This window comes from Enterococcus sp. AZ120 (assembly GCF_050546165.1).
GTDB lineage: Bacteria > Bacillota > Bacilli > Lactobacillales > Enterococcaceae > Enterococcus > Enterococcus faecalis.
Genome location: NZ_CP172950.1, coordinates 556,867 through 581,849, shown reverse-complemented (window position 1 = coordinate 581,849; position 24,983 = coordinate 556,867). Strand labels below are relative to the sequence as shown.

General features: G+C 37.7%; 21 protein-coding genes and 3 other annotated features. Of the genes, 10 read left to right on the top strand and 11 right to left on the bottom strand.

Features of this window, described 5'->3' with window-relative positions; genetic code table 11:
- Positions 1 to 75: 75 nt before the first annotated feature.
- From IGJ46_RS02825 to IGJ46_RS02810, 4 genes are all read right to left on the bottom strand, one after another.
- Positions 76 to 903, bottom strand: a complete 828-nt coding sequence (locus IGJ46_RS02825; protein ID WP_202563005.1) for a hypothetical protein — start codon at positions 901 to 903, stop codon at positions 76 to 78.
- Positions 904 to 906: 3 nt separating this feature from the next.
- A complete protein-coding gene (locus IGJ46_RS02820) occupies positions 907 to 2,646 on the bottom strand; it encodes a DUF2264 domain-containing protein (RefSeq protein ID WP_002379144.1) in 1,740 nt (579 codons plus the stop codon).
- A 378-nt stretch (positions 2,647 to 3,024) separates the two neighbouring features.
- Positions 3,025 to 3,273: a GlsB/YeaQ/YmgE family stress response membrane protein gene (locus IGJ46_RS02815; protein WP_002355684.1), complete on the bottom strand. Its 249-nt coding sequence runs from the start codon at positions 3,271 to 3,273 to the stop codon at positions 3,025 to 3,027.
- Between the two features lie 106 nt (positions 3,274 to 3,379).
- Positions 3,380 to 5,011 carry a peptide ABC transporter substrate-binding protein gene (locus IGJ46_RS02810; protein ID WP_174084193.1) on the bottom strand — a complete coding sequence of 544 codons (1,632 nt, stop codon included), beginning with the start codon at positions 5,009 to 5,011 and terminating at the stop codon, positions 3,380 to 3,382.
- A 147-nt stretch (positions 5,012 to 5,158) separates the two neighbouring features.
- Positions 5,159 to 5,391, top strand: a binding site (T-box leader).
- Between the two features lie 155 nt (positions 5,392 to 5,546).
- Positions 5,547 to 5,789 (top strand) — a binding site (T-box leader).
- A gap of 53 nt (positions 5,790 to 5,842) precedes the next feature.
- Between IGJ46_RS02810 and IGJ46_RS02805 the strand changes: the two genes are divergently transcribed.
- The 5 genes from IGJ46_RS02805 to IGJ46_RS02785 all read left to right on the top strand — a co-directional run bounded on the left by IGJ46_RS02805 (position 5,843) and on the right by IGJ46_RS02785 (position 8,919).
- Positions 5,843 to 6,487, top strand: coding sequence for an amino acid ABC transporter permease (locus IGJ46_RS02805; protein ID WP_002383057.1), 645 nt, complete (start codon positions 5,843 to 5,845; stop codon positions 6,485 to 6,487).
- Positions 6,488 to 6,499: 12 nt separating this feature from the next.
- Entirely contained in the window at positions 6,500 to 7,135 is a 636-nt protein-coding gene (locus IGJ46_RS02800) for an amino acid ABC transporter ATP-binding protein (RefSeq protein WP_218391446.1), read from the top strand.
- Between the two features lie 10 nt (positions 7,136 to 7,145).
- Positions 7,146 to 7,979: an amino acid ABC transporter substrate-binding protein gene (locus IGJ46_RS02795; protein ID WP_002355679.1), complete on the top strand. Its 834-nt coding sequence runs from the start codon at positions 7,146 to 7,148 to the stop codon at positions 7,977 to 7,979.
- Between the two features lie 175 nt (positions 7,980 to 8,154).
- A complete protein-coding gene (locus IGJ46_RS02790) occupies positions 8,155 to 8,598 on the top strand; it encodes a hypothetical protein (protein ID WP_002355676.1) in 444 nt (147 codons plus the stop codon).
- A 96-nt stretch (positions 8,599 to 8,694) separates the two neighbouring features.
- Positions 8,695 to 8,919 (top strand): DUF3955 domain-containing protein, encoded by a 225-nt coding sequence (locus IGJ46_RS02785; RefSeq protein WP_002383054.1) that lies wholly within the window; start codon positions 8,695 to 8,697, stop codon positions 8,917 to 8,919.
- Positions 8,920 to 8,974: 55 nt separating this feature from the next.
- Here IGJ46_RS02785 and leuS read toward each other — a convergent pair whose 3' ends face one another.
- On the bottom strand, positions 8,975 to 11,389 hold the full coding sequence (leuS, locus tag IGJ46_RS02780; protein ID WP_002364766.1) for a leucine--tRNA ligase: 2,415 nt from the start codon (positions 11,387 to 11,389) through the stop codon (positions 8,975 to 8,977).
- Positions 11,390 to 11,509: 120 nt separating this feature from the next.
- Positions 11,510 to 11,742: a binding site (T-box leader), on the bottom strand.
- Between the two features lie 50 nt (positions 11,743 to 11,792).
- On the bottom strand, positions 11,793 to 14,006 hold the full coding sequence (locus IGJ46_RS02775) for an autolysin (RefSeq protein ID WP_010826408.1): 2,214 nt from the start codon (positions 14,004 to 14,006) through the stop codon (positions 11,793 to 11,795).
- Between the two features lie 316 nt (positions 14,007 to 14,322).
- Between IGJ46_RS02775 and IGJ46_RS02770 the strand changes: the two genes are divergently transcribed.
- The 5 genes from IGJ46_RS02770 to IGJ46_RS02750 all read left to right on the top strand — a co-directional run bounded on the left by IGJ46_RS02770 (position 14,323) and on the right by IGJ46_RS02750 (position 18,373).
- A complete protein-coding gene (locus IGJ46_RS02770; RefSeq protein WP_256356967.1) occupies positions 14,323 to 14,982 on the top strand; it encodes a DUF1700 domain-containing protein in 660 nt (219 codons plus the stop codon).
- Positions 14,982 to 16,007 carry a DUF4097 family beta strand repeat-containing protein gene (locus tag IGJ46_RS02765; RefSeq protein WP_218391444.1) on the top strand — a complete coding sequence of 342 codons (1,026 nt, stop codon included), beginning with the start codon at positions 14,982 to 14,984 and terminating at the stop codon, positions 16,005 to 16,007. Before IGJ46_RS02770 ends, IGJ46_RS02765 begins: the two co-directional genes overlap by 1 nt.
- Before the next feature lie 168 nt (positions 16,008 to 16,175).
- Complete coding sequence (locus tag IGJ46_RS02760) at positions 16,176 to 16,826, top strand: phosphatase PAP2 family protein (RefSeq protein WP_002355669.1); 651 nt, start codon at positions 16,176 to 16,178, stop codon at positions 16,824 to 16,826.
- A gap of 15 nt (positions 16,827 to 16,841) precedes the next feature.
- Entirely contained in the window at positions 16,842 to 17,810 is a 969-nt protein-coding gene (locus tag IGJ46_RS02755) for a TIGR01212 family radical SAM protein (protein WP_218391443.1), read from the top strand.
- Complete coding sequence (locus IGJ46_RS02750) at positions 17,810 to 18,373, top strand: class I SAM-dependent methyltransferase (protein WP_002379137.1); 564 nt, start codon at positions 17,810 to 17,812, stop codon at positions 18,371 to 18,373. The genes IGJ46_RS02755 and IGJ46_RS02750 overlap by 1 nt, the downstream gene beginning before the upstream one ends.
- 57 nt (positions 18,374 to 18,430) lie before the next feature.
- Here the strand turns inward: IGJ46_RS02750 and IGJ46_RS02745 are convergent, their stop codons facing one another.
- The 5 genes from IGJ46_RS02745 to erfC all read right to left on the bottom strand — a co-directional run bounded on the left by IGJ46_RS02745 (position 18,431) and on the right by erfC (position 24,821).
- A complete protein-coding gene (locus tag IGJ46_RS02745; protein WP_002363221.1) occupies positions 18,431 to 19,099 on the bottom strand; it encodes an ABC transporter ATP-binding protein in 669 nt (222 codons plus the stop codon).
- A 4-nt stretch (positions 19,100 to 19,103) separates the two neighbouring features.
- On the bottom strand, positions 19,104 to 20,183 hold the full coding sequence (locus IGJ46_RS02740; protein WP_002355665.1) for an ABC transporter permease: 1,080 nt from the start codon (positions 20,181 to 20,183) through the stop codon (positions 19,104 to 19,106).
- Positions 20,184 to 20,321: 138 nt separating this feature from the next.
- A complete protein-coding gene (locus IGJ46_RS02735; protein WP_002355664.1) occupies positions 20,322 to 20,927 on the bottom strand; it encodes a TetR/AcrR family transcriptional regulator in 606 nt (201 codons plus the stop codon).
- Positions 20,928 to 21,336: 409 nt separating this feature from the next.
- A complete protein-coding gene (gene erfD / locus IGJ46_RS02730; RefSeq protein WP_002355663.1) occupies positions 21,337 to 23,106 on the bottom strand; it encodes a multidrug ABC transporter ATP-binding protein/permease ErfD in 1,770 nt (589 codons plus the stop codon).
- Positions 23,106 to 24,821: a multidrug ABC transporter ATP-binding protein/permease ErfC gene (erfC, locus tag IGJ46_RS02725; RefSeq protein ID WP_002355662.1), complete on the bottom strand. Its 1,716-nt coding sequence runs from the start codon at positions 24,819 to 24,821 to the stop codon at positions 23,106 to 23,108. Before erfC ends, erfD begins: the two co-directional genes overlap by 1 nt.
- Positions 24,822 to 24,983 lie beyond the last annotated feature (162 nt).

Here is a 24,983-nt window from a genome sequence, read left to right as displayed (position 1 = left end):
TCCAAAAATCAAAGATCAATTTTCGGAAATTTCTTCTTATTTCTCGGAGCTAAACGGTTCTGTCCCGACCTCTTGTTATTTATTCCGACCGAATACTTCAATTTGGGTCAACGCTGGAAATGGAGAAGAGTCCAGCGCTTTTCGTAAGCATTTTAATGTCAAAGTTTGTGTTGTTTTCATTGGGAACTTTATTTCTTGAAAACAGGCGGTATTCGTTGTGGCAACTACTCGTTCCTCTCCATCTGAAAAGGCTAAAGTGACTTCCTCCCAATAGCTATCATGTGGGTAATCCGCCCGAAATAGCAAGCGGATCCAGTCCGTTTCTACAGGTCTGCCAAAGTCAATCGTTAACTGTGCCTCCTTTTGTTGGTTAATTCCCCAAGAAGCAAATGGATACGAGCCATGAGAAAGGTTACCAAACTTAGAATCAATAGCATTTTTCGCAAAGAAAACAGCATCGTTTCTCGTTTCAACGTTTGCATACGCATGAGGATAGGCTCCTGAATATTCTTTTTGGTCATGTGTATTCATAGAAAGATTTTGATAATTGTCTTTTTCAAACGTGTGCGCTTGTCGAACCATTATTTGGTGCCTTGCTGAATGAAAGGCCGTATCAACAAAAGCTTTTCGAGCAGATTCTTCTAATGGAATTTGATATTCCCAAACTTTTTCTTTTAGATAAATCAATGAAGGAGCCAAAGTTTCATCTAATTGAACCATCAAATAAGGGGTAGCCCCTGTATAAGTCACTACAATTTTATCGCCAACTTGATAAAGGTACTGTTTAATTGCTAATACCGCTAACGTGTCTCCCTCCGCCACGAATGGCGCTTCTGGCTTCTCGTGATCGATTCGGCCAGTAATAATCTGATTGTCTTTATTTTTCAATTCGATTTTTATCATTTTTTATTCCTCCCTTGTCACACCACCTACCAAACAAATCAGGCGATGCGTTCCTATTGGTAGCTCTTTTTGTAAATAAGGTAAACTTGTTCTTGGGAAAAACAACGATGTATTGGGTTCAGGTTGAAGAATACCTGCGTGGTCATACCCTTCAATTGCAACTATTTGCGAACACAATTCTCCTGAATCGACTCTAGCCCACTCTTTACCAAGTTCTTTTTCTGAAAATTTTCCAAGTAACGGTAGACTGAATCCTCCTTCGCGCACTTTTAATGGAACCGATGTCACTATTTCATGTACTCTAACATGCCATTCTCCAAAAGGATAAATGGTTGTTTCAATTTCTACTTCTTGAAAAGGTAGCCATTTATAATAAACTTGCTCCTCTGTTAAATAAAAATCATGAACTTTCCCTTTAACACGAAAATATTCACCATCACGAGAAACAGCCAATACGTTATCAAAAGCCCCCTCCTCATAACGCGCACCAGCTTTGGGAACGCTAAAACCAAAGCGGCTAGAATAGACAAATTTACTATATTTAGCCGCAGCATGTGCTTGATTTTCAAGCCATAGTCCTGCAGGATAGCCGAGGACATGCGTTTTCATTTTAGGATGGATTAATAACATGTTTCCCTTTTCTATCAAACGCTTTTCTTCTCGTTTTATAGCCAGCGGTTCAGCACGCCAAAATGGATGGTCTTGATCCACTGCGAGCAACAAAAATGTTTTAAAAGCCCAATACGGAGAGCCTGGTGCGTTATAACCTTCTGCCATTACTAAATTTTCGTAATGATAGCCAATGGACAACCGACCATCATAAGTGAAAATAGTCTGTTGCATCCAACAGTGTAAATGTTTTGCTAACAGCGTTTTTATTTGTCCCCAAGGTAACGCCTCTACTTCTGCAAATATCAAAGCTGCGAAAAACGCTCCTTGAGCAAACCGATACGTTTGACTACGTCCGTAAGGTAACGCTTCGCCCTCCTCATCAAAATAGTACAGATAGTCCTGCGCGAACATAACGGCTCGTTCTGTAAAACGTTTCGCACGAATAGGATCTCTTTCTCGCATAAATTTGACATAAATCAAACTATAATAATGAAAAGCAAACGAAATATAATAATCTCTTTGCGTAGTTTTACCATCCATATACCAACCATCACCTAAATACATGCGTTCAATCAACGCCAATTCTTCCTCTAGTTCCGTTTGGTTAATCACTTGTCCACATCCCTCGAGTGCTAAACGAATGAGCACTTTGAAAAACGTCCAATTATTTTTAGGAATTTTACAACCAAGTGCCTTATTTAACCAAACCATGATATTTTCTTGCTGTTTCTCAGAAAAACAGGACCAAAAATATGTCTTATGAAGCAATAAAGTTAAAGATAATGCTGCTGCTTCCACAATATATTGATCATAATCAACAATATCGCCCCAATAGTCTGGGGATGACGGATCAGTTCCTGCGATTAATTTTTCCACATAAGCATCTCTTAAAACATCATCTTTACAAGCAACCCAATACGGTCCAATTCCCCATAATGGTCGAATGAGCGCTTCCATTTCAGCATGTTGCTGATCATAGACAGCACCACTGGACCCAAAATTTACGCCAGGTTTTTCTGATGTTAAAATAGCCGTTTTTAAAGGTGTCATGATTGTTTCAAAAGCTTCCAAATATGCTTCTCTGGTCAAAAAAAGATTACTTTTTAACGATTCCATGCTTTTCGCCCCCATTAGTTTAATTCAAAGAATAACAAGGGCACTTATTTTTTTCAACTATCGTTTAATGAATAAAACGGCGTATTATGAGAGCAGCATTTCACCTTCCCCAAACTTAACATATTAATTTTTTCTTTATTTTTGTTGAACCTTGAGCTATTCACTTTATCCAACAAAACTTCCATTATCAAAAATGAATAATAAATGAAAAATAAGCAGTCTAACGCAGGAAATTCTCATAATAAATATTTTTAAAAAAAAGAGTCTATGACAAAAATCCAAAGAGATTTTTGTCATAGACTTAAAATATGAGAGAAAAGACATCAAAAGTAATGGTTTGATCAACCTTCACAAGTTTTATGATGCTTTTCAAGATATCATTTTGATACAATTTTACGCCTTGCGGTTTACAATAAAAGAGTAAATAGCGATACAGATAATCGCTCCTAGCAACGCTGAGATAATTGGAAAACCGCCGATGACTGGTCCTAAAGAAGGCAACAAGAGTGATGCTACCCAACTTCCTAAAAAGCCCACGATAATATTTCCAATAATGCCACCTGGAACATCTTTTCCTAAAATTGCGCCAGCAATTGCGCCAATAATTCCTCCGACAATTAATGCCCATAGAAAGCTAAACATTTGAAAAACCTACCTTTCATAGTTGATTTTTTTAGTTAATTTTCCTACTTTAAGGATAAAACAGAAAGCAGACTTTTTCAAAAGATAGGACTTTTCAGAAGTCAATTTATTCTTCTACATAAGCTAAACGATAGGATACTGTGCGACCAAAAGAAAATACTTGCAAACCTTGTAAGCGATCTGATTTCAAGTAACCAATGGCTCCTTGGAATAGTGGTAAAACACCGGCATCTTTTTCAATTAATGTTTTTTCTAAACTTAGTAATTCATTCCAGCGTTTTTCAGGTTCATTGGCGTAATCTTTTCTAACTTTTTGGAGACCCGCATCATACGCTGAATCGTTATAACCAGAAGTATTTAAGCCACTTTTCGAGTCATAAAATTCTAAAAAATTAATGGGATCAGCATAGTCAGGTGTCCATGTTCCAAAGGCTAAATCGTAATTACCTGCTGTTTGTAAATCCAAACGATTTTGCAAAGGCAATGATTTTAATTTGATTGTTAAACCTGGTAAATTTTGTTGCAATTGCCCTTGAACAAATTCAATGGTTTTCTTGGCAATCGCTGAGTCCGCTGAGATTAGTTCCAATTCAATTTTATCTTTGCCCAACTCTTCTTTCGCTTTGGTCCAGTTAGCTTGGGCTTCTTTAATATTATATGGCAACAAATCACCATTTTCTTTGCGGAAATCTTCACCTGTGTCTGGATTTTTTGCAAAATTAGCTGGTACAAAACCATTTAAAGCTGTCGAGCCATCTCCTAAAATTTCTTTTGCAAAAGTTTCTTTGTCAATCGCTTGTAAAAAAGCTTTTCGAACATGTTCGTTGCCGGTAATTTCACGGCGATGATTTGGGCTTAAATAACCCACCATGGCTTTAGGTACAAAATGCGCTTGTTTTGACTCTTTATACTGAAGTGCATAAGTATCTGCTAAAACAGTGTAATCTAAGTCGCCATTATCAAAAAGATTGGCTCCTGTGCCAATTTCTTTCACTACTTGAACATCAATTTCATTCAATTTTACGTGTTCTTTATCCCAATAATGATCATTCTTCTTCAATTTCCAAGTTTCGGAATTGCCATCCCAACCTGAAATTACAAATGGTCCATTGCCAACAAAATTATCTGCAGAAGTCCCATAGGCAGTACCTTTTTCTTTGGCAAAGGCTTCATTTTTAGGCATAAAAGGTGTTCCAACTAAGACTTGGGCTAAATAAGGAATTGGATTTTCTAATGTTAGTTCTAGTGTCTGGTCATTGATTGCTTTGACACCAAATTCTTCCATCGTGGCTTGTCCTTCCCGCACCGCACGCCCATTTTTAAAAATATCCATTTGATTACTGCTACTTGAACCATATGCTGGATCGACCACGTTTCTAAACGCAACTACAAAATCCCCTGCTTTAACTGGATCCCCGTTTGTCCATTTTGCTTCTCGTAACTTGAATGTATAGACTAACCCGTCTTCACTAACTTGTGGCTCTGCTTTCGCCATAGCTAGCTCAGGATCTCCGTTTTTATCTTGTCGATACAAGCCTTCAACTACTTGACCAATCATATCGGAACTATAGACATCTGTATAATGAGCGCTGTCTAATGTCGAGAGTTCACCACCAGATGCGACGTTAATTTTCTGTGTAGCTGGTTCCTTCGAGGTCGTTTTCGAACCGCCACTTCCACATGCTGCTAAAACCAAGCCCAGTGCAACAAGTCCGATTAACCACTTTTTCTGTTTCATACCAAAACTCCTCCTTCTGTTCAAACAACTTACCTACATTTTACATGATTTTCCATACATTTGTCCTTTTTCAGCACTTACTTTTTGAAAGAAAAATATTTTTTTAAGAATAAGAGTTGACAGATATTTTTTCTGGTGGTACAGTATTGAAAAACAGAGAACAGAAGAGTAACTGTTTCCTTTAGTGAAGAGAGTCTTTGGTTGGTGGAAAAAGACGTAAAGAAACAGCGAACCACATCTGGGAGTTGACTTTTTGAACCCTTAGTAGGAAAGTCCGGGACCACTCGTTAACAGGCGAAGTTATGAACTTCATAAGGTTCGTGTTGCGAAACACGAATAAACTAAGGTGGAACCACGATAATTGATTATTCGTCCTTTGGCTAGTCAGCCAAAGGACTTTTTTGTTTTTTTAGATGCGCTTTTCAACCTGAGAGAGTGCCTCAACTGCTCAAGTCTGTTGTCCTCTTTTCCATATGCTTAATGGGATACGCTAGAAAAGCAACAGGTTTTCTGTTCCGTTCGAACAATTTCATACTTGCAATCAAGGCTTAGGACATAGTAATTTAGCTCTTCCTTTACAGAGACTTTTTCATTGGCTGAAAGAAAAAGATGGATTCTTCTTTACTCACACCTAAAAGATGTTTTTCTGAATCCTTTAGTAAGAAAAACCGGTGACTCTATCGTTAACAGAGAGTAGTTGTCAACGCAACTACATAAGGCTTATCTTGTGAAAGATAAGTAAATTGAGGTGGCACCACGAACGCGATTCGTCCTCTTGGCTCACAGCCAAGAGGCTTTTTTGTTTTTTAATAAAAATTGTTGGAGGAAAAAATGATGGATTATATTTTAGAAATTTTACCTGCTTTAGTTAGCGGAGCTGGCATGACACTGAAAGTCTTTTTCTTTACACTCCTTGGCTCGATTCCACTGGGGATCATCATTGCCTTTATTTTACAAAGTTCGTTTAAACCTTTACGTTACTTAATTAACCTCTACATTTGGTTAATGCGCGGCACTCCGCTATTGTTACAATTAATTTTTGTTTTTTACGGCTTACCATTAATTGGTATTGTCTTTGAACGTTACGATGCAGCCTTATTCGCATTTATTTTAAATTATGCTGCGTACTTTGCTGAAATTTTTCGCGGGGGGATTCAAGCAATTCCCCAAGGTCAATATGAAGCTGCTAAGGTTTTACGTTTAACACGTTTTCAAACAGTCACGCGGATTATTTTGCCACAAGTTGTTAAAATCGTGCTGCCTTCCGTAGGAAATGAAATTATCAATTTGGTCAAGGATACTTCTCTTATTTATGTACTTGGCTTAGGCGATCTTTTACGTGCTGGTAAAATTGCGATGAGCCGCGATGTTACATTAGTACCATTAGCTTTAGTGGGAGTGATTTATTTACTCTTTACGGCAATTTTGACTGTTGCTTCTAAGAAAATTGAAAAATTCTATCAATATTATAAATAGGAGGACTCTACCATGTTAACTATTAAAAATTTAACCAAACATTTTGACAACCGGACCATTATTGATCACTTAAATTTAGAAATTCCAGAGGGTAAAATTTTAACGATTGTTGGTCCTTCAGGCGGCGGAAAAACCACTTTACTTCGTTGTTTGGCTGGTTTAGAAACCATTGATTCTGGTGAGCTTTTGTTGGATGGTGTTCCTTTCAATCCTGCTGAAATGGACAATGCCGATCAAGTGGTTGGGGTCGTTTTCCAGGATTTCCAACTTTTCCCTCACTTATCAGTTTTAGAAAACATTACCTTAGCACCTACATTAGTACTAAAAGAAGAAAAAGCAAAAAGTCAGCGAGAAGCTTTAGAATTACTGGAAAAATTGGGCTTGGCTGGTAAAGAAAAACTCTATCCGTACCAACTTTCCGGTGGACAAAAACAACGAGTTGCACTTGCTCGTGCCTTAGCAATGAAGCCAAAAGTTCTTGGGTACGATGAACCAACGAGCGCGCTAGATCCAGCTTTACGCCAACAAGTGGAAGAAGTTATTTTAGATTTACGGAAACAAGGCATGACACAGATTGTCGTGACCCACGATATGGCTTTCGCTGAAAAAATTGCAGACAATCTTTTGACGGTTGCCCCCGTCCAATAGAAAGGAGTTTATGATGAAAAAGAAATATTCTTTAGCCTTGCTGGTTATCTGTTGTAGTTTACTCCTATTTGCAGGTTGTGGTAAAAGAAAAAGCAACGAAGATCAATGGACACGGATTAACGAAGAAAAACGGATTATTATTGGCTTAGATGACTCCTTTGTGCCCATGGGTTTTCAAGATAAATCAGGCAAAATTGTCGGCTTTGATGTCGACTTAGCCAAAGCGGTTTTTAAACTTTATGGCATTTCCGTTGACTTCCAACCGATTGATTGGTCTATGAAAGAAACAGAATTACAAAATCAAACCATTGATCTTATTTGGAACGGCTACACTAAAACGAGCGAACGGGCCGAAAAAGTTCAATTCACACAACCTTACATGACGAACGACCAAGTACTTGTTTCTTTAAAAGAAAAAAACATTGCAACAGCGAGCGACATGCAAGGCAAAATTTTAGGGGTTCAAAACGGCTCTTCTGGCTATGATGGCTTCGAAAGTCAGCCTGACGTTTTGAAAAAATTTGTTAAAGACCAAACGCCTATTTTATATGACGGCTTTAATGAAGCTTTCTTAGATTTAAAATCTGGCCGAATTGATGGGCTCCTAATTGATCGCGTCTACGCCAACTACTATCTTTCCCACGAAGATAATTTAAAAAACTATACTATTTCTCATGTCGGCTATGACAATGAAGATTTTGCTGTGGGCGTCCGCAAATCAGACAATCAATTAGTCCAAAAAATCAATACTGCCTTTGAAACGTTACGAAAAGATGGCACCCTTAGTAAAATTTCTCAAAAATGGTTTGGAGAGGACGTTACAAATAACACAAAAATAAACTAAATAACGAATAAAAAGGTGTACTGCTGACTTAGTACACCTTTTTATTTGAATCAAATTCTTAGCAAATTCTAACTTATGAAGAACTTTTATTTTTGCTACACTAGTAAAAGTCGAGAGAATTTGTCCTTTTCTGCCTAGAACAATCATTACTCTCAATAAATGAAAGGAGAAAAAAATGCCTACTAATAAAAAAGAAGGAATGCTTTTTACTACGTTAATGTGCTTTCTGATGGTTTTCGGAATGAGCACCTATAATTTATTATTGCATGGAGAATTTTCATTGTACGCCTTATCAAAAGGTTTGCTTCCTGGATTTATCGTTGCTTTTATTTTAGACGTTTTCATCGTTGGTGTCTTAGCTAAGAAAATCGCTTTTTCTTTACCCTTTAATAAAGAAAAACGGCTATTACTTATTCTGACCATTTCGAGTCTCATGATTATCGGCATGGTGACTTGTATGTCTTTATTTGGCTTATTAATGGAAGGCCAGACGTTGTCACTAAGTGCGTATTTCCAAGCTTGGGGCCTGAACTTTATTGTTGCCCTTCCTTATCAATTGCTGATTGTCGGTCCCTTTTCACGTATGATCTTAACCAATTACCAACAACGACAAACTTAGAAAATAGATTTCTTATCTAAGTTTTAACAGTTGCCTAAAAAAAAGTTAACCTTTTTGATTTATCTTAGTGATAGTTCATTAAAGGAGGAACTGAAGTTGAAAAAATATCGTATTAGCTTATTTCTTGGCTTGATTAGTCTTTTATTATTTATGATCTCTATTTTAGTTGGATCAACATTATCTAGCGATGGACTTTTAAAAGAACCCGCCTTTTTCTGTACGCCGCTTGGTTACTTTTTTCTCTTCATCGCCTTGCTTTCGGTTATAACAATCACATGTAAAGAACATATGAATCAAAAAGGTAAAACAAAACAACCTTAAAAAGAGCCAGACGTTTTGACACGTCCGGCTCTTTTTTTAATAAAAACATGTAAACTTAATTTGCAACAATATTTACTAATTTATCTGGAACAGCAATCACTTTGCGCACTGTTTTTCCTTCAATAAATTCTTTAACAGCTTCATGGTTCATTGCAATTTGTTCTAATTCTTCTTTGCTTAACCCACGAGCGACATTTTGTTTGCCACGTAATTTTCCGTTCACTTGGAAAACTACTTCCACTTCATCTTCTACTAAGGCTGCTTCATCATAGGTTGGCCAAGGGACATAAGTTAAACTTTCCTCGTTACCTAAAATTTGCCATAGTTCTTCACCAATATGTGGCGCGATTGGCGCAAGTAATTGGACAAATCCTTCCACATATTCATAAGGTAAGGCATCCACTTTATTGGCTTCATTCACAAAAACCATTAATTGAGAAATCGCTGTATTAAAGTGCAAGTTTGCCATATCTTCTGTCACTTTTTTAACCGTTTGGTGATAAACTTTCGTTAAACGGCCATCATTAATTGTGGTAATTCGGTCACGCATTTTGCCTTCTTCATCAACAATCAGACGCCAAACGCGATCTAAGAATTTACGACTTCCTTCTAAGCCATTTTCATTCCAAGCAATGGAAGCATCTAACGGGCCCATGAACATTTCATAAAGACGTAATGTATCCGCACCATATTTAGCCACCACATCATCGGGATTTACAACATTGCCACGTGATTTAGACATTTTTTCGTTGTTTTCTCCTAAAATCATACCTTGGTTGTATAATTTTTGGAAAGGTTCTTTGGTAGGAACCACACCAATATCATATAAGAATTTATGCCAAAAACGAGCATAAAGTAAATGCAGCACCGCATGTTCGGCACCACCAATATAGATGTCAACTGGTAACCAACGTTTTAATTTTTCAAAATCAGCAATTTCATTTTTATTATGAGGATCAATGAATCGTAAGTAATACCAAGAGCTTCCAGCCCATTGTGGCATAGTATTCGTTTCACGTTTTCCCTTCATGCCAGTTTCAGGGTCGACGACATTGACCCATTCATCAATGTTTGCTAATGGCGATTCCCCAGTTCCACTTGGGCGAATATCCGATGTTACTGGTAAACGTAGAGGTAACTCAGATTCAGGAACCGTTGTGGTTGTTCCATCTTCCCAATGGATCACAGGAATTGGTTCACCCCAGTAGCGTTGACGAGAGAATAACCAGTCACGTAAACGATAAGATACTTCTTTTTTCCCTACGTGATTTTCTTCTAGCCACTCATTCATTTTAGCGATGGCTTCTGCTTTGTTTAATCCATTTAAGAAATCAGAATTGATATGCGGTCCATCTCCTGTATAGGCTTCTGTTGTAATGTCGCCACCTGCGATTACTGGTAGGATATCAATGCCAAATGTTTTCGCAAATTCGTAATCCCGTTCATCATGCGCTGGGACCGCCATGATTGCGCCTGTGCCATAGCTTGCTAAAACATAATCGCCAATCCAAATTGGAATTTCTTGGCCATTGACTGGATTTATCGCATACGCACCTGTGAAAACACCTGTTTTTTCTTTTGCTAAATCCGTTCTATTTAAATCAGATTTTTTTGAGGTTTCTTCAATATATGCTTCTACAGCTGCTGTTTGTTCAGGTGTCGTAATTTTTTTCACTAGTTCTAGTTCAGGAGCTAGAACAGTATAGGTTGCACCAAACAAGGTATCAGGACGGGTTGTAAACACCGTGAAACTTTCTTCTGTACCAGCGACTTTAAAGGTCACATTGGCTCCTTCAGAACGTCCAATCCAATTTCGTTGCATATCTTTAATACTTTCTGGCCAATCAACAAGCTCTAAATCTTCTAATAAGCGATCTGCATAAGCAGTAATTTTCAGCATCCATTGACGCATTGGTCGGCGAACCACATCATAACCGCCACGTTCACTTTTTCCATCAATGACTTCTTCATTTGAAATAACAGTTCCTAGTTCAGGTACCCAGTTAACCGCAACTTCTGCTTCATAAGCTAACCCTTTTTCATATAATTTTGTAAATATCCATTGTGTCCATTTGTAATATTCAGGATCAGTGGTATTAATTTCACGATTCCAATCATAGCTGAATCCTAGTGAATTAATTTGGCGACGGAATGTTTCGATATTTTTCTTAGTAAATTCAGCTGGGTCATTTCCTGTATCTAACGCATATTGCTCTGCTGGCAAACCAAACGCATCCCAGCCCATTGGATGCAACACATTATAGCCTTGCGCACGTTTCATACGTGAAAGAATATCGGTTGCTGTATAGCCTTCCGGGTGACCTACGTGTAAACCTTGTCCAGATGGATAGGGAAACATATCTAGTGCATAAAATTTTTCTTTATTTGGGTCGTCCAATGTATTGAAACAATTGTTCTTAGCCCAATATTTTTGCCATTTTTTCTCAATCTCTTTGTGATTGTAGCTCATGTTATTCCTCCTAGTAATATAAAATTTTTCATTCTTAAAATTTGCCATCTGCAGCCATTGTCACTATTCTGACTTAAACTAGCCACTTAGTGATAAAAAAAAGTCCTATAGGAAAAATTCCTATAGGACGTGAACATACAAATGCAACGTGGTACCACCTAAATTCGTCAAAGAAACGGTCAGTCACCGTCACCTTAACCTCAAACGTCTTAACGATCGTCACCGACTTTTCCTACTTGGTTTGTTCAAAAAAGTAACTTAAAGGCGAGTTCAAAAGCTTCTGTACGTATTTCCACCAGCCATACGCTCTCTATCACATGGTTCTTTCTACTATTCCTTCTCATTGTTTTTTTCTATTATAAGACTCATGTTACCAAAGATAGCTATTTTTTTCAATCTTAAATTAACCAACTTTTAAAGTTTGACCAATATAAATTGTATCCCCGCTTAAGCCATTTAATTGTTTGATTTTTTGGATGCTGATTCCGTATTGCATTGATAAGCCCCAAAGTGAATCACCGCTTTTAACTGTATGGCGTTTGCCTGATGCACTATTTGTTGAAGAAGCATTGCCACCTGCAGAAGCGCCTTTTTTCACGATGATTGTTTGACCAGCAAAAATTAAATCGCCTTTGATCCCGTTCCATGAACGTAGATTAGCAACACTCACGCCAAACTGTGCAGAAATTTTATTCAACGTATCGCCTGATTTAATCGTGTAGGATGTTGTCGCACCGCCACCATTATTCGTAGGCTTGTTCGTATTCGTTGAACCTGAGTTGGCGCCTTTTTTCACGATAATCTTTTGACCAGCAAAAATCAAACTACCGCTGATGTTATTCCAGGCTTGTAAGTTAGCCACACTAACACCGAATTGTGCAGAAATTTTGTTCAAGGTATCGCCTGATTTAATCGTGTAGTACGTATTCGTACCTGATTGATTATTGTTAGAACCACCATTGCTTGAGCCACCGGTGTTACCTGAAGTACCTTTTTTCACAATAATTTTTTGACCAGCGAAGATTAAGTCGCCAGAAATGCCATTCCATGAGCGTAAATTAGCAACACTCACGCCATATTGCGCGGCAATTTTGTTCAAGGTATCGCCTGATTTAATTGTGTAGTACGTATTCGTTCCTGATTGATTATTGTTAGAGCCACCGTTGTTTGAGCCACCAGTGTTACCTGAAGCACCTTTTTTCACGATGAGTTTTTGACCAACGAAAATTAAATCGCCAGAGATGCCATTCCATGAGCGTAAATTAGCAACGCTCACGCCATATTGGGCGGCAATTTTATTCAAGGTATCCCCTGATTTTACAGTATAGTACGTGTTCGTTCCTGATTGATTATTGTTAGAACCACCGCTGCCTGAGCCACCAGTGTTACCTGAAGCACCTTTTTTCACGATAAGTTTTTGACCAACGAAAATTAAATCGCCAGAGATGCCGTTCCATGAGCGTAAATTAGCAACGCTCACACCATATTGCGCGGCAATTTTATTCAAGGTATCTCCTGATTTTACAGTATAGTACGTGTTCGTTCCTGATTGATTGTTCGAGCCGCCTGTTCCTGGATTAACTGTTCCGCCCCCAGTATTTCCACCAGAAGATGGTGTATCATATTGAGTTAAGTTATATGCGGTAATGACATTATTTAATTTAGCATTGTAGCTAGGATCTGTCGCATAACGACCTGTTAACCAAGCAGTTGCATCGCGGTACGAGCTTGTATTGCTTTTCCAAGCCCCAGCATAATAGTAAACGCCCGCTTGGAAAGAAGTTGTTTTTAGCACGTGCGCATTATCTTGGAATGATTCCATGTAAGAAGGATATTTACGGAAAGGTTCTTTTTTCACTAACCATTTGCCGTTTAAATATTCCCATGTATCCATATAGACAGATTGTCCATTGTAGCTGCCTTTAATCCCAAATAAGTTATAGTTTGGTGCCTTAGATAGCGTACTTGCTCCCCAACCACTTTCAACGATTGCTTGAGCCATCATCACTGATGCATATAAATCATTGGCTTGCGCAATAGGTTGTGCACAACGAGCTAACTCGGCAATAAATTCTGAAGGACTTTGCGTCGGTGATAACGCTGAAAAAGTTTGCGCAGAAGCTACTCTAGCTTCTGGTACTTTTACTTCATCATCGGGTGTAACCGCAGGCGCTGCTTCAGACTCGGTTGTTGAAGGAGCTACTGGCGTGATTTCTGCTACTGAAGAATCAGTCGTTCCTGATTCCACAGGTGTAGTTGAATCAACTGTTGGTTGCTCGGTACTTGGTGTTGTTGGTGTTTCTTTTGATGATTCAGTTGTCGATTCAGTCGTTGTTGACGAATCCGTTGTCGGTTGTTCCGTAGTTCCTGGCGTAGTTTCTGTTGTTGGTGTCTCTACTAAGCCAGTTTCCGTAGTAGGTGCTTGGGCAACTTCCGCATTTGTTGGCTGCTCTTCTGTTGCCTCAGCAGTCACTGGTAGTAACGCAACGGGCGTTCCTACAGATGAAACAATTAACGCCGAGCTGAATAAAGTAGTGCTTTTCTTCCATTGTACTGGCGTTTTCTTTCTTTGTTGTGCTTTCCTTCTTTCGATACGTGACATTGATTCTTTCTTCATTGATACGTCCCCAACTTTCCTTTTTTAACTTATATGTAAATGTAATTTTTTAGTTTTGTTATTATAACAAGTATACCTTTTTTTCTAGCGAATTAAAAACACTTCAACAAAATTTCATATTACTGTAACTAGATTGTAAAGAAGTAATGTTTTTTAACATGGATTTCCTCTCTTGTTACTACTCGGAAAAAAACTGCGACTTTAGTTGTAGATGCTTCTTTACCTTAGTCTGATTTTTTTAATTCCTCTTGTTATTCGCTCAAAAAGAAATTATAGTTTAAGATGAGAAATGAATCGTGTAGAAAGAGGGAGCGGAATGAATAAAGAACATTTTATTATTGAGCTGAAAATTTATTTAAAAGCATTAAATCCAAAAGATCAAGCTATTATTCTTGCGAAATACAAGGCGTTATTTGATGCTCGTGTTGCGGAAGGCGAAACAGAAGAACAAGTGGCAAAATCATTGGGGAAACCACGGGTTATCGCAGAAGAAATTTTAAAAGAACAAGGCATCGAATTGACGGAACGAAAAATTGAAAATAATGGCTGGCAAGAAATTCCAGCGGCTACACCTGTTTATGATCATCCCTATGAAGAAGAATCTGAATTTTACTATGATAATGATTCTCCATACTATCAACGACCACAGCATCGGCCGCTAACCCGATTTTTCCAAGTGCTTGGTATTTTCTGTTTAAATTTTTTCTTCATGTTTTGGGTTATTTTAGGGATTGCCTTAATGTACGTCGGTTGTGGCATTGCCGGAGCTGCAACTTTATTTTCACCAATTTATGGTATTTATAGTGTTATTACCCAAGCAAATGCCGCTTCCTTTTTCCAATTATCTATGAGTCTCTTTTTATTTGGTGCATCAATCATTGGTTGGTTACTTTTTCTACCAATTTTAAAATTTTCAGCACATGTCTTTAAGCGTTATTTCCAATGGAACATTGCTGTTTTACGAGGTGATATCTAATGAAAAAAACAACAGGGATTCTCTTATCCATTGCTGTCTTAGCGATGCTAATTGGTGGATCTGGCGCCGTCTATTATTACAAGCAAGCGGAAAAATCAGTCACACCGCTAAAAGAAAGTTATACACTAAAAAATAAACAAGCAGGCGAAGAACTTCACTTATCTTTAAAAGGCAAAGGCCCTTATACCATTTATAAAACTGATAGTAACAAAATGGGATTACGATCACCGAATAATGCCTTTTATTCAAAAGCTGAAGGCACCTTAGATGTCAAAGAAGAAAAAAATAAAATAACAGCAACCATCAATACCACTCGTGCACAAAACCAACCCGAATTGTCATTCTTTAATATTGGTATTTTTAGTGACTTCACACCGAACGTGAGTGTCCAGATTCCTAATAATGTGAAAAAGTTAGTAATTGATGGCTCAACCCATTCACAAGTTTCATTGAATGCTTTTAACGTAGACGAATTAACAACTAATCTACCAAATTCTTATGTTAGTCTATCGGGTGTTAAAGCCAAAAAAATGACGCTTAACTCTTCAGATGGTATCTACCTTTCAGCGGATACTTCCGCTAAAAAAGCAACAGTTGAAACCACTGACGGCGATATAACGTTGGATTCAGCCTATTTCGATGAAATCAAAAATACGACTATTTCTGGTGATATTCGAGTGCAAAATGCTCGCGGAAACATCCAAGCAACAACGACAGATGGCGATATTAGCGTCTATGATTTCAAAGGAGAAGCTAACTTTTCAAGTGAAAATGGTGATTTTTCTTTAGACATGCCTGCTGTGCCTAAAAAATTAACTGTCGCTCTTGTCCATGGAGATATTTATGTAAATTCTGGAGAAATTTTGCGTAACATTTCAATCAAAGGTGAATCAAAATTAGGCGATGTTCAACTTTTAAACAAAGAGCGAACATCTTATAAGAATGGTCGTGCGGATACAGAGTTTAACCTTTCTAGCGAATTCGGCGATATTACCGTTGATACTCCTGATGATGATAATCAATAACCATGCACCATTTAAAAAAGTTCTGGCACCACAATGAGAGATTGTGGTGCCAGAACTTTCTTAATATCTGTATCCCCTCCAAATCAGGCAATGAAATTATCTTTTAATTTTTTACTCTTTTGATGGTATAATACGGATTGTTGCGATTAAATTTTGAAAGGATTTTTTATGAAAAACAAACTTTATTATCAATTTGCAGGTAGTTGTTTTCTTTTAGTATTTATGTTTTTAGGCTATGTTGTTCGTTTTTATCCAACCTGGCTCAAAGGCTTTGATCAAACGATTACTTCTTTTGTTCGTCGTCCTTTTCCACAGCTAAATAACTTTTTTATTTGGTACACCAAATTTGCCAATTCATTGACGATTATCATCTTAGCAATCGTTGTCATTGCTCTGTTTATTGTTTGGAAATATTATGCTGAAGCATTATGGCTCTTTATTAATACTGCCTTAATTGCTGGCGTAGGTAATTCTTTATTAAAATTATTCTTTATGCGCCAACGTCCTACTTTGGAGCATTTAGTAACTGAACATACGTATAGTTTTCCTAGCGGACATGCTGTAGGAAGTACCTTGTTCTACGGCACAATTTTATTGATTCTGCCAATTTTCATTAAAAATAAAACGGTCCGCCTTTGTGTGCAAATTTTACTAGGTATTGGGATTTTCATGATTGGAGTTAGTCGAATCTATTTAGGTGTCCATTTCCCTAGCGATATCTTAGGTGGTTTTTGTCTTGGTTTAGCTTGGTTGTTATTAAGTTACCCTATTTATTTAGAAAAACGCTTTGTTTGGCGATTTCAAAGCAAACAACGCTAGAAAGAAGTCTTGATTATGCAAATTTTTCCTTATTCAGATGATCCAAATAAACGCTATCACACTTGGAACTATGCACTTCGTCAACAGTTTGGTGAAAAGATTTTTAAAGTGCCAATTGATGGTGGCTTTGATTGCCCCAATCGTGATGGGACGGTTGCCAAAGGTGGTTGTACGTTCTGTAGTGTTTCTGGATCAGGCGACATGATTGTTGCACCTAGCGATCCCCTGCCGCTTCAATTTCAAAAAGAAATCCAATTGATGCATCAAAAATGGCCAACTGTCGATCAATACATTGTTTACTTCCAAAATTTCACCAATACACATGCGCCCGTTGACGTTATTCGTCATCGGTTTGAACAAGTAGTCAATGAAAAAGGCGTCGTTGGTTTATCCATTGGTACCCGTCCTGATTGTTTGCCTGATGAGGTGGTGAACTATTTAGCTGAATTAAACGAACGCTTTTATTTATGGGTAGAGTTGGGTTTGCAAACCACGTTTGAGGAAACTAGCGCTGCCATTAATCGCGCCCATGATTATCAAACATATCTAGATGGTGTGGCTAAATTACGGAAACACGGGATTCGGGTCTGTACACATTTAATTAACGGGCTACCTGGGGAAACACCTGCCATGATGCGCGAAAATGTGCGGCGAACTATTCAGGATTCAGATATCCAAGGGATTAAACTGCACTTACTTCATTTAATGACAAATACCAAAATGATGCGGGATTATAATGAAGGACGCTTACAATTGATGAGCAAAGAAGCCTATGTTTCAGTGATTTGTGATCAGTTAGAAATGATTCCACCCGAAATTGTTATTCATCGCTTGACAGGCGATGCTCCCTTTGAAACAATTATCGGACCGATGTGGAACTTGAAAAAATGGGAAGTCCTCAATGCGATTGATGCGGAAATGAAACGCCGCAACAGTTATCAAGGAAAATATACTGTCATTTCAGGAAAGGAAGTTTTCAATTAATGCTACAAACAGCCCTACATTTTAGTCACCAACTTTTAAAAGAAGTAGTGGAACCTGGCGACTTCGTCATTGATGCAACAATGGGAAATGGTCATGATACAGCATTCTTAGCAGAGCTGGTTGGCCCTTCTGGTGAAGTTTTCGCCTTTGATATCCAAAAAGAAGCGTTAATCAATACAGAACAAAAGTTAACAGAACTTAATTTACTCTCACAAACTACGTTATTTCCATTAGGACATGAACATCTTCATGCTGTCCTAGATGAAGAAACAGAAATCACTGCCGCTATTTTTAACTTAGGCTATTTACCTAAAAGTAATAAGGAAATTATTACAAAACCCGCTACGACTAAACAGGCGTTAGATGGGTTACTGCCTCATTTGGTAAAAGGAAGTCGCATTATTTTAGTCGTTTATTATGGCCACGAAGGTGGTTCAGAGGAACTTGATTTGGTCACGAATTACACGCAAGCCTTACCACAAGATGTTTACAGTGTCTTACGTTATGAGTTTATCAATCAAAAAAATCAGCCACCTGTTCTTTTCTGTATTGAAAAGAAATAAGAGAACATGGTCGGATTGTCTCCAGCAATCCGATCATGTTCTCTTTTATTTGTTTTGTTACTCTGTCAATTCACCATCACGAATACGAACCACTCGATCACAGTATTTCAACAAACGCTCATCATGTGTCACCATGATAATCCCTTTATCTTTCTCTTTGGCCTCTTTCGCTAGTAATTGGACAACATCAAATGCCTTTTCTGTATCTAAACTAGCCGTTGGTTCATCTGCCAAAATTACGTCTGGCTCATGATACAATGCACACGCAATGGCTACCCGTTGTCTTTCCCCACCAGAGAGATCACGAGGATAACTATTTCGTAATTCTTTTAAACCCAACGTCTCTAACAATTGCTCTTTTAATTCACTATTTTTACGTGACTTATCAACTTTTTCAATTAAGTGAAATTGATCTTCCACTGTTAAAAATGGCACCAAATTAGAGCTTTGTAAAATAAAGCCGATTTTTTGAAAACGTTGCGCCAAACGTTGCTTTTTCGTTAACTTATTTAGTGATTGCCCGCCAACAATGACTTCACCACTTGTCGGTGCCTGTAAACCAGCTGCAATCGTTAAAAAGGTACTTTTACCAGAACCAGAAGGACCAATTACTGCGACAAATTCACCTGGCTGAACCGCAAAAGATAATTCTTTTAACGCGATCACTTCTGTATGTTTTTCACCATATTTTTTATAAATATTTTTCATTTCTAAAACATTTGCCATGTTTTTAACCTCCAATCGCGATTAACGGATCAATTTTAGCAATCGTTCGAATTGAAAATGCCCCGCCAATTAATGCAGATAAAATCAATAGTACACTAAACAAAATCATGCGTGGTCCATTAGTTGCATAAGGCATCGCTTCTGGTAAAAAGAGCACGGTAATTCCCGTTAAAGCAAGACCAATCGCCACTCCTAGAACAGCCAATAAAGCGGTTTGTAGCATGACTGCCTTTGCTAAGAAACTAGTCGGCACCCCTTGAACTTTTAAGACACCGAACATTGCTGTTTTCTGTAAAGTCATCACAAAGATAAAAATACCGATAATGAACGCTGCAATCACAATCAAGAAATAAATCATGCCATCCAAGGTCAAGTTTTGAGCGCTGTATCCTGGCAGTTTTTCAATAAAATCTGAAATTGAAAGAACTTGGCTGTCTTTATTAGTCGTTTTAACTTCCGCGTTGTCCTTGCTGCGAACAATGAAACCATTAACCATTTTGGCCATTGCTGGATTGTCACCATATTTAATTGACCGCCAAGTATCCAGAGAAGTGTAAATAACTGGCACAATGTTATAGCTACTTTTAGAAATAAAGCCGACAATTTCTAATTGCTCATCATATTTCCCTGCAGTTAATTTGTCGCCAATTTTAAATCCTTGATTTTTCAATGTTTCTGAAGCAATCACTTGATTTTTATCAGTAAATGCGTTTCCTTCAATCACTTTTGGCATTAAAAAACTTTCTTTTTCAATCCCAAATAAGCTAACATTCGTTAATTCAGCCTTTTTGTCATCTGCTGGGCGGATGGCTAAAGATTGTTGACCAATCGGTGCAATTTTGCCTCCTGAAATCGTTTCTTTCACGTTTTCATCTAACACTGATACATTTAAATTACTATTGGCCTCTTTTGATAAAACCACTTGATTCGCTTGCCATTGATCTACGGCTAAACGATTTCCTTGAGCTAAACCGTTCGCTAAACCTGACAAAATAAAAATTAACCAAGCAATCAAGACCATTACTAAGACTACAAGGACGTACCGTCCTTTTGAATACTTCATTTCATTAAATCCTAAAAACATGAATGGTTCACCTCTTTCTTCTTTTCGAAATAAACTATATCACTTATCAATCGATAAATCAATAATTATTTATCAATTGATAAGTGAATTTTACAAAAAAATAGAGAAGTCTGTTTTCCAACAGGGCTTCTCTATTTTTTATTTGTGACTTTTCAGAACGCCATGTAGCATAAATTGAATAAATTTTTTGACATCGTCATCCACTGTTTTTCGCTGGTACGTTTTTTCAATACTTAATAATGCACTAACGTTATATAAAATAAACCGAGTTGCATCATCTACACTGATGCCCTCTTGTAAGCAATTGGTTTCAGGTTCACTTTCAAAAATAGCCGCAATATTATTGATATAGGTTTTTTTGAAAATTTGATACAGCGTACGATTATAATCAGGGCCCATTTCTTGAAACATGTCGTTCAACATTAAGAAAAGATTGGTCGGATGTTCATCTAACAAAACTTTGATTAATTGATAAAGTTTTTCTTCTACTGATGCATTTCCAGAAACAATTGGGACTAATTCTTCCTGAACACGGGACGTTAATTCTTCAATCACAGCTAAATACAGTTCTTTTTTATTTTTAAAATGGTGATAGAGATTCGGTTGGGTAATGTTCGCTTTTAAAGCAATTTCACGAGTGGAGGTATTTTTGAACCCCTTTGTCATGAATAATTCAGAAGCGACAGACAAAATAATTTGCCGTGTACGTTCTAAATCAGCTTTGCGTTTATTTGGCTTTTCCATGGTTTTCTCGCCCCCTGCTGCTTTTTATTTTAGCATATTCTCCGGCAAGAAACGAGAGACCTTTATACAAAAAACGAAAAATATACAATTAATGTGCCTACTATTTGGAGAAGAACCGCGCAATAATACCACCGCTGCAGATGTGTCAGCCAGCCTTTTTCGCCCCCAAAATAAATCAACCACTGCAGTCCATATAAAAAACTATTAGCCAACAACCAAAAAAGTAGTGCCGATTTTGTCCATCGATTCTCTCTGAATACACTCAGTACAAATAAAGTATTTAGCACCAAAAACGTGCGCCGTAATTGCCGTACATTCCTCATTTTTTCCATTGACATTTCTCCTTTTTCTATTTAGCATAGCAAAAAAAGAAGCAAATGAGAATGACTCATTTTGCTTCTTTTTCAACTTATTCAAAAACAAATTGATTTTTATAAAGTTCCGCATAGAATCCATCTTGTTCAACTAGTTCATGGTGGTTGCCTTCTTCAATGACTTCACCGTCTCGTAAAACAATAATCCGATCCGCATTTAGAATCGTTTTCAAACGATGGGCAATCACAAAACTGGTGCGCCCTTTAATTGCTTCGTCCATCGCTTTTTGGATTTTAGCTTCTGTTACTGTATCAACATTACTTGTTGCTTCATCCAAAATTAATAATTCTGGATTGGTAATAATCGTTCGTGCAATACTTACTAATTGCTTTTGCCCCGTACTGAAAAGGTTATTCTCTTCCGTAATCTCAGTATCGTAGCCTTGCTCAAGATTTACAATAAATTCATGGATATTCGCTTGTTTCGCTGCTTGAACAATTTCTTCATCCGTGGCCTCTGGCTTACCAAAAGCAATATTCTCACGAATTGTTCCTGAAAATAGAACGGACTCTTGCAAAACAATGCCTACATGTGAACGCAAGCTATCTAAATCCATTTCACGAATGTCCACACCATCAAACGTCACGGCGCCTTCATTCACATCATAAAAGCGATTCATTAAATTCATAATCGTTGTTTTTCCTGAGCCTGTCGGTCCGACTAAAGCGACCATTTCACCTTTATCCACATGAATAGAAACATCTTTCAACACAGGCGTTTCTGGATTATAGCCAAAAACAACATGATTTAAAGCCACAGCTTTGTTAATCTCTTCTAATTTTCCGCCATTTTCGGGACGAATTTCATCTGGTTCATCAAACATCTCATTTAAACGACGAGCGCCTGTAACAGCTAATTGAATCATGCTATAACCTGAAGAAATTTGCATCAATGGTTGATAATATTGTTGGGAATATTGGACAAACATAACGACTAAACCTAGCGCAGCGGCACGATCAACAGAGCCATTGATTGCTAACCAACCACCAAAGAAAATAACAATCGCCGTATTGACTAATGACATTCCTTGCATCATTGGGAAAAGTAATCCTGAATACACTTGACCTTTATACGTAGCTGCACGAACTTTTTCATTTTGCTCTAAAAAACCGTCAATGGTTTCTTCTTGTAAGCCATTAGTGATAATCACACGTTGCCCACTAATTTTTTCATCCATATAGCCATTTAATTTACCCACTTCATCTTGCTGTAAATCGACATATTTGCGCGCCTTGCTAATCACAAAGACCGCAATTAAAATCGCAATCGGCGTAGAAGCAATTGTAGCCCATGCCAGTTCCACATTTTGACGGAACATCATGATTAAGACACCAACCAATAAGGCAATATTGGTTAATACTTGTAGCAACGCTTGGTTTAAACTGTTTTGGATGTTGTCTAAATCACTAGTAAAACGACTTAAAATTTCACCATCTTGATGAGAATCAAAGAAACGAATCGTCAATTTTTCTAATTTATTAAACAAACCAATCCGCATGCGGTTTGTTGATTTCCCCACGACTTGTGTAAAGAGAATACTATAAATGAAACTAGCGGCACTAGTTAAGACATAAAAAATGAGTAGTTTCCAAATGACAGAAACGAACGCACTTTTATCGTCTTTTCCTTGCATCACATTAACCGCATATTTCGCTAATTCCTGAATAGCTTCCCCAACGAATTGCGGCGCTTTGACTTGTAAATAAGTCGCTGCGAAAATTGCTAAGAAAATAAAGAGGAAAGAAACTTTGTAACGTTTTAAATAATGATAGAAAAATTTACTAGCTTTTATTAAATCAGTCATTAAGCTTCCTCCTTTCCTTTTTGAGTTTCATAAATTTCTTGATACACGGGGTTCGTAGCTGCTAATTCTTCATGCGTGCCTTCCCCGACTAAACGTCCATTATCCAATACTAAAATACGATCTGCATGGACAACAGAAGAAATTTTTTGGGCAATAACGATCGTGGTAGTCTCTTTTAACTCTTTATCCAACGCTTCTCGGACTAACCGCTCCGAACGAGCATCCAACGCGCTGGTGCTATCATCTAAAATCAAAATTTTAGGCTCACCAATCACACCTCTTGTAATTGATAACCGTTGTTTTTGTCCACCAGAAAAGTTATTACTCCGTTCTTCGACGGGTGCATCATAACCTTCTGCTAATTTTTCAATAAATTCCTTGGCTTGGGCGATGCCTGAAGCCCGTTCCATGTCCGCTTCAGAAGCGTCACGTTTACCATGGCGTAGATTTTGCGCAATCGTTCCAGAGAACAGGATTGCTTTTTGCAACACAAAGGAAACTGTTTTTCGTAAACTGTGTTCGTTCACTTCTCGTAAATCGACACCACCAACTTCAATCTTTCCTTCTGTCGGATCAAACAAACGTGGAATTAATTGTGCCAATGTAGATTTACCAGCGCCAGTTGCGCCCACAATCCCAATCATTTCACCTGGCTGAATAGAGAAAGAGATGTCTTTCAAGGTATCTTCTTCATCCCCAGGATAACGGAAAGATACGTGATCAAACTCAACACTACCAATTAACTCTTGTTCTGGGACTTTTTTGTAGGTAACATCTGGTTCTGTTTCCATCACTTCTTTAATCCGCTTAATGGAAACAGCGGCACGAGAAGTCATCATCATCATCATTCCGCCGATAATAATCGCCATCATGATTTGCATTAAATAGTTCATAAAGGAAGCGACACCACCGATTAAAGTTGGATCATCCTTGACTAAGTTACTCACAAAGAAAATCGAGCCTACAACGGCTAAGTTCGCAACCAACATAAACGCTGGAATCATCACAGCAAATAAGCTACCTACGATTAAGTTATGGGTGGTTAATTCTTCACTCACTTTTGTAAAACGTGACAGTTGATTTTTTTCTTGAACAAATGATTTGACGACACGAATGCCTAACAAATTTTCTTTTGCAATACCATTAATCTTATCAATCAAGTTTTGAATAATCATGAAATGCTTGCCCATTTGCGAAAAGGACAGCATAGAAATCAAAATAACTGCGATGACAAGTGCAACAATCACCCACCATAGTTGTGGCAAGGTTAGCATCGCTAAAATAAAACTCCCGATAAATAAAAAAGGAATTCTAAAAAGTGTCTGCAACGCAATCATAATGACATTTTGAATTTGAGTAACGTCATTTGTTAAACGAACAACTAAGTTACCTGCTGAAAATTTTTCGATATTGCCAAATGAAAAGGTTTGGATTTTGCGGAAAGTTGCTTCACGAATGTCAGCACTGACACCTTGGGCAACTTTGGCAGAAAAAATTGTATTAATAACCCCTGCAACGAGTCCTAATCCTGCAATGGCAATTAATTGAATCCCTAAGTTTTTCATTTTGTCGCTATCGTCATTCATAATTGCTTCCAACACTTGTTGTAACAATTTTGGTTGCCAAAGTGCTGAGACAACCATTACGATCACCGCCAACAAGGCAATAACTACCGAGCCTTTGTATTTTTTGGCGTGTTGAATAATAAGGTCCATCTTATCCCTACTTTCTTAAAATAGTTCCCTGCTTCTTCAGTGTTGGTCTGCGAATTCTTCCCCATTACAAAAAAATCAATTTGCTCATTGACTTCACCAATTTAACACTGTAAAATAAGGCCGATTCATAATTTACCATTTTTAGTGGTAAAATACAAGCGA

Excerpts from the sequence above, each read along its gene's own strand:
- IGJ46_RS02825 (WP_202563005.1), bottom strand. The coding sequence starts at position 903 with ATGATAAAAATCGAATTGAAAAATAAAGACAATCAGATTATTACTGGC.
- IGJ46_RS02820 (WP_002379144.1), bottom strand. The coding sequence starts at position 2,646 with ATGGGGGCGAAAAGCATGGAATCGTTAAAAAGTAATCTTTTTTTGACC.
- IGJ46_RS02815 (WP_002355684.1), bottom strand. The coding sequence starts at position 3,273 with ATGTTTAGCTTTCTATGGGCATTAATTGTCGGAGGAATTATTGGCGCA.
- IGJ46_RS02810 (WP_174084193.1), bottom strand. The coding sequence starts at position 5,011 with ATGAAACAGAAAAAGTGGTTAATCGGACTTGTTGCACTGGGCTTGGTT.
- IGJ46_RS02805 (WP_002383057.1), top strand. The coding sequence starts at position 5,843 with ATGATGGATTATATTTTAGAAATTTTACCTGCTTTAGTTAGCGGAGCT.
- IGJ46_RS02800 (WP_218391446.1), top strand. The coding sequence starts at position 6,500 with ATGTTAACTATTAAAAATTTAACCAAACATTTTGACAACCGGACCATT.
- IGJ46_RS02795 (WP_002355679.1), top strand. The coding sequence starts at position 7,146 with ATGATGAAAAAGAAATATTCTTTAGCCTTGCTGGTTATCTGTTGTAGT.
- IGJ46_RS02790 (WP_002355676.1), top strand. The coding sequence starts at position 8,155 with ATGCCTACTAATAAAAAAGAAGGAATGCTTTTTACTACGTTAATGTGC.
- leuS (WP_002364766.1), bottom strand. The coding sequence starts at position 11,389 with ATGAGCTACAATCACAAAGAGATTGAGAAAAAATGGCAAAAATATTGG.
- IGJ46_RS02775 (WP_010826408.1), bottom strand. The coding sequence starts at position 14,006 with ATGAAGAAAGAATCAATGTCACGTATCGAAAGAAGGAAAGCACAACAA.
- IGJ46_RS02770 (WP_256356967.1), top strand. The coding sequence starts at position 14,323 with ATGAATAAAGAACATTTTATTATTGAGCTGAAAATTTATTTAAAAGCA.
- IGJ46_RS02765 (WP_218391444.1), top strand. The coding sequence starts at position 14,982 with ATGAAAAAAACAACAGGGATTCTCTTATCCATTGCTGTCTTAGCGATG.
- IGJ46_RS02760 (WP_002355669.1), top strand. The coding sequence starts at position 16,176 with ATGAAAAACAAACTTTATTATCAATTTGCAGGTAGTTGTTTTCTTTTA.
- IGJ46_RS02755 (WP_218391443.1), top strand. The coding sequence starts at position 16,842 with ATGCAAATTTTTCCTTATTCAGATGATCCAAATAAACGCTATCACACT.
- IGJ46_RS02750 (WP_002379137.1), top strand. The coding sequence starts at position 17,810 with ATGCTACAAACAGCCCTACATTTTAGTCACCAACTTTTAAAAGAAGTA.
- IGJ46_RS02745 (WP_002363221.1), bottom strand. The coding sequence starts at position 19,099 with ATGGCAAATGTTTTAGAAATGAAAAATATTTATAAAAAATATGGTGAA.
- IGJ46_RS02740 (WP_002355665.1), bottom strand. The coding sequence starts at position 20,183 with ATGTTTTTAGGATTTAATGAAATGAAGTATTCAAAAGGACGGTACGTC.
- IGJ46_RS02735 (WP_002355664.1), bottom strand. The coding sequence starts at position 20,927 with ATGGAAAAGCCAAATAAACGCAAAGCTGATTTAGAACGTACACGGCAA.
- erfD (WP_002355663.1), bottom strand. The coding sequence starts at position 23,106 with ATGACTGATTTAATAAAAGCTAGTAAATTTTTCTATCATTATTTAAAA.
- erfC (WP_002355662.1), bottom strand. The coding sequence starts at position 24,821 with ATGGACCTTATTATTCAACACGCCAAAAAATACAAAGGCTCGGTAGTT.